At 61.4% G+C, this 14,677-nt stretch carries 8 protein-coding genes; 5 read left to right on the forward strand and 3 right to left on the reverse strand.

All coding sequences use genetic code 11. The annotated features are described in order from the left end of the window. The first annotated feature begins 124 nt into the window (after positions 1-124). The 5 genes from DTP52_RS19430 to DTP52_RS19455 all read left to right on the forward strand — a co-directional run bounded on the left by DTP52_RS19430 (position 125) and on the right by DTP52_RS19455 (position 8,180). A complete protein-coding gene (locus DTP52_RS19430; RefSeq protein ID WP_109754800.1) occupies positions 125-1,282 on the forward strand; it encodes an efflux RND transporter periplasmic adaptor subunit in 1,158 nt (385 codons plus the stop codon). Beyond that, positions 1,279-4,404, forward strand: coding sequence for a multidrug efflux RND transporter permease subunit (locus DTP52_RS19435; protein WP_109754801.1), 3,126 nt, complete (start codon positions 1,279-1,281; stop codon positions 4,402-4,404). The genes DTP52_RS19430 and DTP52_RS19435 overlap by 4 nt, the downstream gene beginning before the upstream one ends. A gap of 9 nt (positions 4,405-4,413) precedes the next feature. Further along, entirely contained in the window at positions 4,414-5,097 is a 684-nt protein-coding gene (locus DTP52_RS19440) for a heavy metal response regulator transcription factor (RefSeq protein WP_109754802.1), read from the forward strand. Further along, entirely contained in the window at positions 5,084-6,451 is a 1,368-nt protein-coding gene (locus DTP52_RS19445) for a heavy metal sensor histidine kinase (protein WP_109754803.1), read from the forward strand. The genes DTP52_RS19440 and DTP52_RS19445 overlap by 14 nt, the downstream gene beginning before the upstream one ends. A 232-nt stretch (positions 6,452-6,683) precedes the next feature. Continuing rightward, on the forward strand, positions 6,684-8,180 hold the full coding sequence (locus DTP52_RS19455; RefSeq protein ID WP_109754805.1) for a sensor domain-containing diguanylate cyclase: 1,497 nt from the start codon (positions 6,684-6,686) through the stop codon (positions 8,178-8,180). 35 nt (positions 8,181-8,215) lie between these two features. Here the strand turns inward: DTP52_RS19455 and DTP52_RS19460 are convergent, their stop codons facing one another. The 3 genes from DTP52_RS19460 to ftsZ form a co-directional block, all read right to left on the reverse strand. Further along, complete coding sequence (locus DTP52_RS19460; protein ID WP_109754806.1) at positions 8,216-12,259, reverse strand: dermonecrotic toxin domain-containing protein; 4,044 nt, start codon at positions 12,257-12,259, stop codon at positions 8,216-8,218. A 200-nt stretch (positions 12,260-12,459) separates the two neighbouring features. Next, positions 12,460-13,371, reverse strand: coding sequence for a UDP-3-O-acyl-N-acetylglucosamine deacetylase (gene lpxC, locus DTP52_RS19465; protein WP_030139673.1), 912 nt, complete (start codon positions 13,369-13,371; stop codon positions 12,460-12,462). A gap of 112 nt (positions 13,372-13,483) precedes the next feature. Then, complete coding sequence (gene ftsZ / locus DTP52_RS19470) at positions 13,484-14,677, reverse strand: cell division protein FtsZ (protein WP_109754807.1); 1,194 nt, start codon at positions 14,675-14,677, stop codon at positions 13,484-13,486.

Genomic DNA, 14,677 nt, shown 5'->3' on the forward strand with positions numbered 1-14,677 from the left:
TCATCTGACAGCAAGCCGGGACAAAACTGACAAGCCTGACAGTTAGCCGTCACCTTCCTGACCGGCTCGTAACGCTATATAAGAAAGCTCCAACTCCTGTGTCCCGAACCGGCCTTTCATATCCATGCACACCCAGAAGAAAACTGTCCTGCTCGTCGTGCTGTTGGTCGCCCTGGCGGCCCTTGTCCTCTGGTTTGTGCTCAAGCCCGTGACCGCCAAGCCCAGCGCTCCCGCCGCTGTTCCGGTACGGGCCGTCAGCGTGGTGCAAAAAGACGTACCGCGCTTTGCCAGCGGCATCGGCACGGTCCTGTCGCTGCACAGCGTGGTCATCCGGCCGCAGATCGACGGCATCCTCACCCGGTTGTTGGTCAAGGAAGGACAGTTGGTCAAGAAGGGGGACCTGTTGGCGACCATCGACGATCGTTCGATCCGCGCCAGCCTCGACCAGGCCCGGGCCCAACTCGGCGAGAGCCAGGCGCAGCTCGCCGTGGCCCAGGTCAATCTCAAGCGCTACAAATTACTCAGCGTCGATGACGGCGTATCGAAACAGACCTATGACCAGCAACAGGCGCTGGTCAACCAGCTCAAGGCCACCGCCCAGGGCAACCAGGCGGCCATCGACTCGGCGCAGGTGCAACTTTCCTACACCCAGATCCGCTCCCCGGTGAGCGGGCGTGTCGGCATTCGTAACGTGGATGAAGGCAACTTCCTGCGCACCAGCGACACCGAAGGCCTGTTCACGGTGACCCAGATCGATCCGATCGCAGTGGAGTTCTCCCTGCCCCAGCAGATGCTGCCCACCTTGCAACGGTTGATCGCGGCGCCCGAGCAAGCCTTGGTCAAGGCCTACATCGGTGCCGATGGTGCCACCGGGGAGTTGCTGGGCGAGGGGCGCCTGAGTCTTATCGACAACCAGATCAACACCAACACCGGGACCCTGCGGGCCAAGGCTGAATTCAACAACGCCGCGCAACGGCTGTGGCCCGGGCAACTGGTGACGCTGAAGATCCAGACCGCCCTCGACAAGGACGCCCTGGTGGTGCCTCCCACCGTGGTCCAGCGCGGGCTGGAGCAACACTTCGTGTACCGGATCAAGGGCGACAAGGTCGAGAGCGTGCCGGTGGTGATGGTTTACCAGGACAGCGACATGCACATCATCAAGGGCGTGAACGCCGGCGACCAACTGGTGAGCGACGGTCAGTCACGGCTCAAGCCTGGCAGCCACATCCAGGTGCTCAGTGATCCGCCCGCCCTGGCCAAGACCGCGGAGCCGCAACCATGAAGGGCCGCGGCTCGGTTTCGGCGTGGTGCATCGACCACCCCATCGCCACGGTGCTGCTGACGTTTGCCCTGGTCCTGCTGGGGGTGATCGCGTTTCCTCGCCTGCCCGTCGCGCCGTTGCCGGAGGCGGAATTCCCGACCATCCAGGTCAACGCGCAGTTGCCGGGGGCCAGTCCCGAAACCATGGCCTCGTCGGTGGCCACACCGCTGGAAGTGCAATTCAGTGCCATCCCCGGCATCACCCAGATGACCTCCAGCAGCGCCCTGGGCTCGACCAACCTGATCCTGCAATTCAGCCTCGATAAAAGCATCGACACCGCCGCCCAGGAAGTGCAGGCGGCGATCAACACCGCCGCCGGCAAACTGCCCAACGACATGCCGAACCTGCCGACCTGGCGCAAGGTCAACCCCGCCGACAGCCCGGTGCTGATCCTCAGCATCAGTTCCACCCTGATGCCCGGCACCGAGCTGAGCGACTACGTCGAGACCCTGCTCTCGCGTCAGATCAGCCAGATCGATGGTGTAGGGCAAATCTACATTACCGGCCAGCAACGTCCGGCGATCCGGGTCCAGGCCTCGGCTGACCGACTCGCCGCCATCGGCCTGACCCTGGCGGACATCCGCCTGGCGCTCCAGCAGGCCAGCCTCAACCTGGCCAAGGGCGCCCTGTACGGCGAATCGAGCGTTTCCACCCTGTCCACCAACGACCAGCTGTTCCAACCTGAGGAGTACGGTGAGCTGATCGTGTCCTACAAGGACGGGGCACCGGTTCACCTCAAGGACATCGCCAAGGTCGTCAACGGCTCGGAAAACGCCTACGTCCAGGCCTGGGCCGACAACGAACCAGGGGTCAACCTGGTGATCTTCCGGCAGCCGGGGGCGAACATCGTCGAGACCGTCGACCGCATCCAGGCGGCCCTGCCCACCCTGCAAGCCATGTTGCCCGCCGCAGTGCAGGTCAAGGTCCTGATCGACCGCACCCAGACCATCCGCGCCTCGTTGCATGAAGTGGAAATCACCTTGCTGATCGCGGTGCTGCTGGTGGTCGCGGTGATGGCGTTGTTCCTGCGCCAGCTCTCGGCGACCCTGATTGTCTCGGCGGTGCTGGGGGTGTCGCTGACCGCCAGTTTCGCGTTGATGTACGTGATGGGCTTCAGCCTGAACAACCTGACCCTGGTGGCGATCGTCATTTCGGTGGGGTTCGTGGTGGACGATGCGATCGTGGTGGTGGAGAACATCCACCGGCACCTGGAGGCCGGAGACGGCATGCGCGAAGCGGCGATCAAGGGCGCTGGCGAAATCGGCTTCACCGTAGTCTCCATCAGTTTCTCGTTGATAGCGGCGTTCATTCCGTTGCTGTTCATGGGCGGCGTGGTCGGGCGCCTGTTCAAGGAGTTCGCCCTGACCGCCACCTCGACCATCCTGATTTCAGTGGTGGTGTCGCTCACGTTGGCGCCGACCCTGGCCGCGCTGTTCATGCGCGCTCCGGTGCACCATGCCCACGGCGCGCCAGGTTTCGGCGAGCGCCTGCTGAGCTGGTACGAGCACGGCCTGCGTCGGGCCCTGGCCCATCAAAAACTGATGATCGGTGTGTTCGGCCTGACCCTGGCATTGGCGGTGGTGGGCTACGTGTTCATTCCCAAGGGGTTCTTCCCGGTACAGGACACCGGCCTGGTGCTGGGCACCAGCGAAGCTGCCGCCGATGTGTCATTCCCGGACATGGTGGCCAAGCACAAGGCCCTGGCCGAAATCGTCGCCGCCGACCCGGCGGTACAGACCTTCTCCCACTCCGTCGGCGTCTCGGGCAACAACCAGACCATCGCCAACGGCCGCTTCTGGATCGCCCTCAAGCCCCGGGGCGAGCGTGACGTGTCGGCCAGCGGCTTCATCGACCGGATCCGCCCGCAATTACTGAAAATCCCCGGCGTGGTGCTGTACCTCAGGGCCGGACAGGACATCAACCTCAGTTCCGGCCCCAGTCGCGCCCAGTATCAATACGTGCTCAAGAGCAACGATGGGCCGAGCCTGAACGCCTGGACACAAAAACTCACCGACAAGCTGCGCGGCAACCCGGCGTTTCGTGACATCTCCAACGACCTGCAACTGGGCGGCAGCATTACCCACATCAACATCGACCGCAGCGCGGCGGCACGTTTCGGCCTCACCGCCACCGATGTCGACCAGGCTCTATACGACGCCTTCGGCCAGCGCCAGATCAATGAATTCCAGACCGAGACCAACCAGTACAACGTGATCCTGGAGCTCGACGCCCAGCAACGAGGCAAGGCCGAAAGCCTGGCGTATTTCTACCTGCGTTCGCCCCTGAGCGGGGAAATGGTGCCGCTCTCGGCCCTGGCCCGCTTCGATGCGCCGAGCAACGGCCCGCTGTCGATTGCTCACGACGGCATGTTCCCGGCCGCCAACCTGTCATTCAACCTGGCACCAGGCGTGGCCCTGGGGGACGCGGTGCGCCTGCTCGACCAGGCGAAGAACGAAATCGGCATGCCGGCGGCCATCACCGGCAGCTTCCAGGGCGCAGCCCAGGCCTTCCAGAGCTCCCTGGCCAGCCAGCCATGGCTGATCCTCGCCGCGCTGGTGGCCGTGTACATCATCCTCGGCGTGCTCTACGAGAGTTTCGTGCACCCGTTGACGATCATCTCCACCCTGCCCTCCGCCGGCCTCGGCGCGCTGATCATGCTCTGGCTGCTGGGCCAGGACTTTTCGATCATGGCGCTGATCGGGCTGGTGCTGCTGATCGGGATCGTCAAGAAGAACGGCATCCTGATGATCGACTTCGCCCTCGACGCCCAGCGCAACAGAGGACTCGCGCCCCAGGAAGCGATTTTCCAGGCGTGCCTGACACGCTTCCGTCCGATCATGATGACCACCCTGGCCGCGCTGCTCGGTGCCTTGCCGCTGATGCTCGGCTATGGCCCCGGCGCAGAGCTGCGCCAGCCCCTGGGCATCGCGGTAGTGGGCGGCCTGCTGGTGAGCCAGGCGCTGACGCTGTTCACCACACCGGTCATATACTTGTGGCTGGAGCGACTGTTCCATCGGCCCGCCCATCAGCCAGGGTCGGCGCCGACGGCGCCGACGGCGGCGCTGGCGAGCACAGACCACTGAGGCGAGGCCATGCGCGTTCTGATTATCGAAGACGAAGAAAAAACCGCGGACTACCTGCACCGCGGCCTGACCGAACAGGGCTACACCGTGGACGTGGCGCCGGACGGCATCGAGGGGCTGCACCTGGCCCTGGAAACCGACTATGCGGTGATCGTGCTCGACGTGATGCTGCCGGGCCTGGACGGCTTCGGCGTACTGCGGGCCTTGCGCGCCCGCAAGCAGACACCGGTGATCATGCTCACCGCCCGGGAACGGGTCGAGGACCGCATCAAGGGGCTGCGCGACGGTGCCGATGATTACCTGGGCAAGCCCTTCTCGTTCCTGGAACTGGTCGCTCGCCTGCAAGCCCTGACCCGCCGCAGCGGTGGTCATGAACCGGTGCAGGTGAGCATCGCCGACCTGTGGATCGACCTGATCAGCCGCAAGGCCACCCGTGCCGGCCAGCGCCTGGACCTGACGGCCAAGGAATTCTCCCTGCTCAGCGTCCTGGCCCGTCGCCAGGGCGAAATCCTGTCGAAAACCGCCATTGCCGAAATGGTCTGGGACATCAACTTCGACAGTGACGCCAACGTGGTGGAAGTGGCGATCAAACGCTTGCGGGCCAAGCTCGATGGGCCATTCGAACAGAAGTTGCTGCACACCATCCGCGGCATGGGCTATGTGCTGGAGAGTCGCAGTGATGAGCTTCCCTGACAGCATCGCCCTGCGCCTGAGCGCCATGTTCACGCTGGTGGCGGCGTTGGTGTTCCTGTTGATCGGGGGTGCCTTGTACCAACAGGTCGCCAAGGGCCTGGGGCTGCTGCCCGAAGCCGAACTCGATGCCCGCTACAGCGTCCTGGAGTCCACGGTCGGCCGCTACGGCACGCCTGAACACTGGGTGAAGATCAACAACAAGCTGCGATTGCTCGGTGAAGAAGACAAGCGCATCCATTTCTGGATCGTCAGTGACGATCCGCGCTTTGAATACGGCGATCCCGATGCGCAGATCCGTACCTTTGCCCAAGGCCCCCTGGGCAAACGCGACCTGACGTTGCCCCACCGGCACTACCCGATGAAAGTGCTGGTGAGCCAATTCCCGGCCAAGGACCTGCGCCCATCGCTACGCTTCATGATCGGCATCGACACCGAGACCTTCTACCAGACCCAGCATCGCCTGTTGGTGGCGCTGGTGAGCCTGGCGATCGTCGGTGTGATCCTGGCTTCATTGCTGGGCTACTGGGTCGCGCGTATCGGCCTCAAGCCGCTGATCAAGCTGTCCGATGAGGCTCGGCGCCTGGCCCCGCCCCGCCTGTCCGGACGCTTGCAGCTATCGCCCTTGCCGCCGGAGCTGAGCCAGTTCGTCAGTTCCTTCAACGCCACCCTCGACCGGGTCGAACAGGCTTACTCGCGCCTGGAATCGTTCAACGCCGACGTCGCCCATGAACTGCGCTCGCCCCTGACCAACCTGATCGGCCAGACCCAAGTAGCCCTGACCCGCGGACGCTCGGCCGAGCATTACTTCGAAGTGTTGCAGTCAAACCTCGAAGAATTGGAACGGCTGCGCTCGATCATCAACGACATGCTGTTCCTGGCCAGCGCCGACCAGGGTAGCAAGGCCACCAAGCTGACCAGCACCTCCCTGGCCGGCGAAGTGGCGACCACCCTTGACTACCTGGACTTCATTCTCGAAGACGCCCAGGTCCAGGTCCGGGTCAGCGGCGACGCCCAGGCCAACATCGAGATCGCCCACCTGCGTCGAGCACTGATCAACCTGTTGAGCAACGCCGTACAACACACCGCGCCAGGGCAAGTGATCGACGTGCGCATCGAAGCCCTTGGCGACCAGATCTGCCTTGCCGTCACCAACCCCGGCGAACCGATTGCCGGCGAGCATCTGCCGCGCCTGTTCGAACGGTTCTATCGCGTCGACGCCTCGCGCAGCAACAGCGGCGCCAACCATGGGCTGGGATTGGCCATCGTCAAGGCGATTGCACTGATGCATGGTGGGGATGTGTTCGTGCACAGCGACCAGGGCGCCAACACGTTCGGGATCCGCTTGCCGGCCTGAAGCCCTCCATAGGATTCGATCTTTTCCCGAATTGAATGCTGGGCGAAAGCCAGCTCGATCAAAATCAACAGATCGCAACCTTCGGCAGCTCCCACCGGCTTATTGCACAAACACTGATTGCCCGCCTCCACCGATCCAAGCACAATCAGCAAAAGGCCAGCATCTGGTTCATTGCCGGTTTGCAATCCTTTGGGACGGATCCCAGCCACATGACAATGCAGACATCGGAACCATGAGCGCGCGCAGTGCGACACCCGGCAACACCCCGCTTTCCAGACGTTCAGAATGGGTACTCGTACTGGCCAGCTCGCTGGTTGTCGTTGCCATTCTGGGCATCGTGACCTTCCTGCTGATTCGTGAACACGCCGCCGCCCAACAGGCAGCGACGCGTGCGGCGACCAATATCGTGCAACTGATCGATGCCGATGTGCTGCGCAACGTGGAGCTCTACGATCTGTCGCTGCAAGGTCTGGTCGCCGCCGCCAAGCGCGATGATCTGAAAGACGTTTCGCCAACGATTCGCCATCTGGCGCTGTTCGATCGCGCCACCGCCGCGCCCTACAAAGGCGACATCCTGCTGCTCGACAAACACGGCGATGTGATCGCTGACTCCGCCTCGATCGAACCGCGCAAAGGCAATTATGCCGATCGGGAGTATTTCCAATCCCATGTCCAGAACCCGAGCCTGGACATGATGATCAGCCGCCCGTTTCGGTCCAGGAGCCACGCGCAGGACTGGCGCATCAGTTTCAGCCGTCGGCTGAGCGATGAACAGGGTGAGTTCATAGGCGTGGCCGAGGCAGCAATGCGCTTGAACTACTTCAACCAATTGTTCAAGAGCCTGAACATCGGTCATGGCGGCACGGTCAATCTGGTCAGCCGAGACGGTATTCTCCTGGCGCAAGAACCGCCCTTGGCCGAAGACCTGACAGGCAAGGACTTCAGTAACCGACCGAACTTCGTACGCATCCTGCGCGAAGGCAATGGTAGTTTCACCAGCGTGTCTGGCCAGGACCAGACGACGCGCCTGTACACCTTTTCCCAAGTGGGCAACTTGCCGTTGATCGTGGTGGTCGCGCTCTCGACCCAGGAGGTCTTTGCTTCATGGCAACGTACAGCACTGCTGGTCAGCGGCGCTACCGGCGCACTGTGCATCGGTTTACTCTGGCTCACCTGGCTGCTGCGCCGTGAACTACGACGCCGCCACGCTGCGGAGCGGGAATTGGCCCAACTGGCGTCCGTCGACTCGCTAACAGGCCTGGCCAACCGCCGGGCCCTGGACGAAGCACTGCAACAGGAATGGCTACGGGCACAGCGCTCGGGCCAGCCGCTGTCGGTCATGATGATTGATGCCGATCACTTCAAGGCGTTCAATGATCGCCATGGGCACCAGGGCGGTGACGAGGCCTTGCGAACCCTCGCGCGGTTGATCAGCAGGCACGTCCGCCGACCGGCCGACCTGGCAGCGCGCTACGGCGGTGAGGAATTCTCGGTAGTACTGCCGGAAACCACCACCGCCGGCGCGTTCACCATGGCCCAGCACATCCGCGAGGCGGTGGAACAACTGCCACCGGCTATCGCCGGTGGCGCGCCCCTGACCGTCAGCATCGGCATCGCCACTTGGGTCCAAGGGCCGTATGGCGAACTCGAACAACTCCTGTTCGCCGCGGACAAGGCGTTGTACCAGGCCAAGGCCAGTGGGCGTAATCGCGTAGTTTGTGCGATGTAAAACCTGATCAAGGTAAGCACCAGCTTTCGCTTTGTTCAGCCCCCCCAGACGGTCGCCGGTTTGTTCGCGTGATAATCATAAAAACCCTGGAGCGTCCATGTATCGCCCTGGCGTTCAAACGCGGCGCGCCATGCGCCTCTGCCATGGCCTGGGTCTAGCCGAGCCATGTCATACCAGTAATACCTGTTGATTCTCTTGGTGGTCACCCTGCCGGCACGAATGTCGTCCATGATCTCCATGACTTTCGTCCTGGCGGTCTCGGTAAAGTTATCGTATGCCATCTGCGTTTCAGCCAGCAGGCTGGTGCCTACCGTGAACTTGTCCGGTGCGGGCGATGGCTCAGGTAAAACAGGGGTTGTGACGCTTGGCTGGGTCGCGGTCACGCGATGAGTTCGGGCCTGTGTAACAAGGTCGATGTCGAACGGCTCGTAGTTGGAGAGGGTACTCGTAAAATTTGTGATTTCTTCTTCGGTGATCAACATGACGTTTCGCCGCGTCTTGCCCCGATTGGCGATTATGTAAGGCACTCGATGGTTCCTTATCTCGGTCAGCAGCCCGGGTTTATGCCGGCGTTGCTTCTCCTCCCTGAGTGCATCGATCAGTTCGTTATAGTAGTCGGTCGAGGCCATGTAGTTGCGCTTGGCGGCTATTGCTTGCGGCTCATTTCCCGGGAATAGAGCGGTTGCCCTGGCCTCCATTTTACGCTCTACGGCCACTAACATTTCCCGGGTGTCTTTCGCTATTTTATCGATGGCTGCCCTCTTTTTCCCAGTCTTGGGGGTGATGGCCATGAAGACCGCGCCGGTAAGATTGTCCGTGATGATAGTCGTGTTCATCCGGATGGTGTCTTGGGTAAAGAACATGTTTTGATGAGCCAGTATCGTGTCATATATTTTTATTTTCTGGACGTCGGTAAGGGCTATGTTGGACACCTGTGCTTCGATGTCCATGCAACTCAGGACGACGATGCCCCAAGTGTTCATCTTGTCTAACAGCTTTCCATGGGCGGCTTTATGTCTAGCCATATTGCCCCATCCCCGACTCAAGTCTCGGATCTGTGAACGGTAAGTACTTATATCGGCTGCGCCTGTATCCGCCATGCTCTCGCTAAGGATGCGTTCGGCCAGCACCTCGGGCATCGAATTAAAAATGCCCTTTGCCGTGTTGATGGCCTCGGGGGAGGCGTTGCGATTCTTGACCAATACCCCCTCCACTAAAGCATTGTAGGTTCTCTGTTGCGGGGTCTCGGAGGGCCAACCGAGCAGGCTTTGTACCGCGCCACCACCGCGCAAGCGCTGGCGCTCTTCAACCCGCCATTCGCCCTTTTCCCACGTCACCGTGCGCTGGTTGGATCGGTTGTCTGGCGCGTAAATGATCCGCTCACCGCCCTGCACAGCTGTTTTGTAAAAACCCTGGTGCATCACCAGATACCCCTGCCCGCCGGCGTCCCTGTACCGGTTGCGCCCCTCGGGCACCAATCCCTTACCGTCAAACCCTCTGAGAACAAAGGGCTCCAACTCTGGGTCGGGCATGCGGGGCAAGGACGATAGCATCGGGCGTGCCTGGCCCCGGCGCCCCGCGCGGGCCATGATCAAGTCCTGCCCGGCCTCGGCGATGATCTCGCCCAGCCCGCCAATAAAATCACTCATCCACTGACGGAGGCTTCCGCTCGCATCGTCTATGGCCGAAAGCGCGGCGCCGCCCAGCATTGTCGGCAAGATCGCGCGCCCCAAAAGGCCGCCCAGTTGGCCTACCGGGAACATCGACATCGCCCCCGTCAGCAGCGTGACGCCGTTTCGGCGCCCCTCCCGCGCGGACGCGCTGTCGCGCTCGGCATTCGTCACGGTCAGCATGTCCGCCGTTTTAATCGCATGGGCTATTTGCGTTTCATGCAGCACGCTGAACAGATTCGCTTCAACCACGGGCGACGAAATTTTCATCGCGAAATCATTCTGTGCCCTGTCCTTTGCCCACCCGATCACGGACTGGGTGACTTGCTTTATCTTCTGCTCGAACGTCAGGTTTTCCGAGTTCGGTACCAGGCTGTCAAGCTGCTCGGCCTGCTCCTGCAATGGCAGATGCGAAATGAGCCAGCGGGTCATTTCCGAGGTGGCGGTGAGCGTCTGCGCCAGGGTCGTTTCCAATGCACGAGCGTTTTGCGCATCGACATCCCTGAAGTTTTTTCCGTCCGGCGCTCCCGGCGTGTACAGCGTCAGCGAGGGTCGGCTCGCCACCGTCTTCACCCCAAACGCCAGTACTTCCTTCAACACGCTATCGCCCCAGCACAACTGACGAACGACCACTTCGTGCCCGTTGACCTTACCGCGCCCCGCGGCCGTTGGGTTGTCCAGCGCCTCCAGCACCAGTTTCAGCCCGGTATTGTCGCGGTCGTGCCTCAAGTCGCCCGAGATATGGGCGGCCCATGCTTGGGCCCGCATTTGCTTCGCTTTCAGAGACATCCATTCTGCCTGGCGCTCCCGGGCTGCGAGCTGCAGCTCGGTCGCAAGCCGGGCACCGATATTGGCCCTCTCAATGACCTCTACAATCTGCGCAAAACTCAGCGGCCCTTCGACGGTAGGTTGAGGCGCATTGCGTTCGTCATCTGTCAGGTTCGACATCGCCCACTGCGTCATGGAGCGCCGATCATCGATAACCCCCCTCACGCTGCCTTGCGATATCCCGGAGCCAAACGGCGACCCGCCTGTGGGGGCGTGTGAGTCAATCAACTGCCTTCTGATATTCAGCGACACATCGTCCGGATCGACCGGTGGGTATTTCTCGCTGATGAAACCAGCCAGCAGTGTGCGGGTCCGGTCGTGAAGGGCTTCAGGGGTGGCCAGCGTCACCGGGTCTGGTGGCGGTGTATCCGCCGTGGCGCTTTGCAGATCCTGCACCGCGCGCCACCAGGCCACGCGGTCGCTGCCGATAACGTTCGGGTTGCCGTGCAGCCAGGCGCCGAGTCTTTGCAGGTTAAGCCGTAGTTCGCGTTCGTCCATGGCGGCGGCCAGGTCCAGCCTGTGCTTGACGCTCGCCGCGGCATCCAGCCTCGCCACCCAGGCAGTGATGGTCTCTCCCGCTGCCGGGCCTCTAAGTAAAGCGTCGCTCACGGCTGTTTTCTGCGCCGTTCGCAGGTCCGTGACCAAACGGGCAAGAAAGTCCTCGGCGATGGGGACGATGTCCACCTCGTCCGACGCGTCATTGTCAGCTTTCAGGCTAGTCTTCAGCGCCGCCAGGTCGCTGTACACCTCCAGCGGCCTGCCCGGCCTGTACAACAGCGCGCCCCCCGGGTCGTCGAGACTGTCATGCTGCGTCAGTACCACGACGCCCGACACCAACACGTCGAACCCCCACCCTTCGGGGGTGATACTCAGGCTATACACCCCGGGCCGAACACGTTCCTCGAGCCAGGCGCGAGTCGCCGCGTCCAGTGCCGCCAGCGCACCCTCGGTAATCGCCTTGTGCATTGGCAGGCTCAGCGTTCGATCCAGCCGGTGAAGATCCGCTTGTGCCTTGAGCTGCGCACCGAACTCATAGGCCAGCCAATCGCTGACAGGGGTGTCCTGGCTGCGGTCGGGCGGGCGGTCCCAGAAGTCATCCAGCGCCCGCACCAACAGTCGTTCATATGACCCTGGGGTGATGCCGATCAGTCGCTTGATTTGCTCCTTGGCGTCACGGCTGTTCAGGGCGACCGGCCGATCGGTGACGCTGTCTTTTTCGACGACGATGTCGATGTTGCCCAATTCGAGAAAGAACTCGCGAGCACTCATTTGGCCGGCGACCGCGCGCCAGAACAGCGTGTCGAGGGGGACGGTTTCCACTGCCGTGCGTGTTAACGCTGGCCCATCGGCTGTGTGCTCGGAGTTGGCGCCGCCCTGCAGCCGGCACACGCGTATTTCTTTTACCGTCACCTTGTCCGTGAGCGCGGGGAAGGTTCTCGTGAACCAATAGTCCAGATGCCGCGCCGCCACCTTCGAGGCGCGTGGAACGGCGTCGTTCAAGTGGATCATCTGCTGCTGCGAAGCATGGAGTCGGCTTAACAGCAGGGCGATAGCGGTGTGTAAGGGGATATTCTCCAGCATGTTCTCTTCCTGAGGGGGTTTGGAAGGAACAACGTAGTGAAGGAATACTGGGACAGGGTGGTACATATATACCGCACGTGGCGGTATCACTCCCCTTGCCACAGAAAGCGTTCTCGCCCAGCACGATGCTTACCCAAGAAACAGCCATAAAAAAAGGCCACCCAAAGGCAGCCCTTAAAAAACTAGAGAGGTTTTTTTGCTTACACAGCCGCTACAGGGCGCATGTAAGAGATTGGTGCGGTACTGGCATCTTCAAACGTCACGACTTCCCAAGCATCTTTCTGCTCAATCAACTTGCGCAGCAGCTGGTTGTTCAGTGCGTGGCCGGACTTGAAGCCCTTGAACTCACCAATCAGGCTATTGCCCAGCAGGTAGAGGTCGCCGATTGCATCGAGGATCTTGTGCTTGACGAATTCGTCTTCATAACGAAGGCCGTCTTCGTTCAGTACACCATCGGAATCGACCACGATCGCGTTTTCAACACTGCCGCCGAGTGCGAGGTTGTGCTTGCGCAGGTACTCGATGTCACTCATGAAACCAAAGGTACGGGCGCGGCTGACTTCTTTTACGAACGAAGTGCTGGAAAAATCCACGCTTGCACTTTGGGTGCGGTCACGGAAAACCGGGTGATCGAAATCGATCTCGAAGCTCACCTTGAAACCTTCGAAAGGGACGAAAGTGGCGCGCTTGTCGCCGTCTTCCACTGTCACTTCCCGCAGGATGCGGATGAACTTCTTGGCCGCGTCCTGCTCTTCCAGGCCAGCCGATTGAATCAGGAATACGAAGGGTCCGGCACTGCCATCCATGATCGGGACTTCGGACGCGGAGAGCTCGACGTAGGCGTTATCGATGCCCAGGCCAGCCATGGCCGAGAGCAAATGCTCCACCGTGTCCACTTTGGTGTCACCGTTGACCAACGTGGTCGACATAGTGGTTTCACCAACGTTTTCCGCGCGAGCAGGAATCTGCACCACAGGGTCGAGGTCGGCACGACAAAACACGATGCCGGTATCGACAGGCGCGGGCTTGAGGGTCAGATAGACCTTCTCGCCGGAGTGCAAGCCGACACCTGTGGCACGGATAATATTCTTCAGGGTGCGTTGTTTAATCATGGCATGGGCCGCTTCAGCGCAAATTGCGAACTGGTATCAACAAAGGCTGGCGATGATAGCAGACCAGACCTTTGCTGAACACCAATCACCCGTATCCCCCTGATACATTTCATCAATCGGCCTGACGACGCAGGAATGCCGGGATGTCCAGGTAATCCAGATCGTCTTGCGGATTCATCTTCGCGGCAGTCGCAGCACCGGCCTGGGCCTGGTTGCGCATGACGGTCGGACGGTCCAGGTCACGGTAGTTCACAGCCGGTTGTTCCTGACGAGCGGCCGCTTGTTGCTGTGGCTGGGAGGCCATGGTGGTTTGAACGGTGTTGTCGATCACCTTCATCGGCTTCTCGATTTTCGCGCCCAGACCGGTGGCAACTACAGTCACGTGCAGCTCGTCACGCATGTCAGGATCGATCACGGTGCCGACCTTGACCATCGCGTGGTCGGAAGCGAACGCCTCGATGATGCTACCCACGTCGGAGTACTCGCCCAGGGACAGGTCGGGACCGGCAGTGATGTTCACCAGGATGCCACGAGCGCCCTGCAGGTTCACATCTTCGAGCAGCGGGTTGCGGATGGCCGCTTCGGTGGCTTCACGAGCACGGTTCGGACCGCTGGCGCAGCCAGTGCCCATCATCGCCATGCCCATTTCGGACATCACGGTGCGTACGTCGGCGAAGTCGACGTTGATCATGCCTGGACGCTTGATGATGTCGGAGATACCGCGAACGGCACCGGCCAGTACGTCATCGGCCTTGGCGAAAGCCGACAAGAGGCTTGCGTCTTTACCCAGGATGGTCAGCAGCTTCTCGTTGGGGATGGTGATCAACGAGTCGACGCTTTCGCTCAGCGCGCGGATGCCTTCGTCGGCGATCTGCATGCGCTTGCGACCTTCGAACGGGAACGGACGGGTCACCACCGCAACGGTGAGGATCCCCATTTCCTTGGCCACTTCGGCAATGATCGGAGCAGCACCGGTACCGGTACCGCCGCCCATGCCAGTGGTGATGAACACCATGTTGGTGCCGGCCAGGACTTCAGCGATGCGCTCGCGGTCTTCCAGGGCAGCCTGACGGCCAACCTCGGGATTCGCGCCGGCACCCAGGCCCTTGGTCACGCCGGTACCCAGTTGCAGGATGGTCCGCGCGCCGATGTTTTTCAGCGCTTGAGCATCGGTGTTGGCGCAAATGAATTCGACGCCTTCGATGTTGCTCTTGACCATGTGGTTGACAGCGTTGCCGCCGCCACCGCCGACACCGATTACCTTGATAACCGGGCTAGCGGGGATGTTGTCTACGAGTTCGAACAT

It is taken from the genome of Pseudomonas sp. 43mfcvi1.1 (genome assembly GCF_900115935.1).
Lineage (GTDB): Bacteria > Pseudomonadota > Gammaproteobacteria > Pseudomonadales > Pseudomonadaceae > Aquipseudomonas > Aquipseudomonas bijieensis.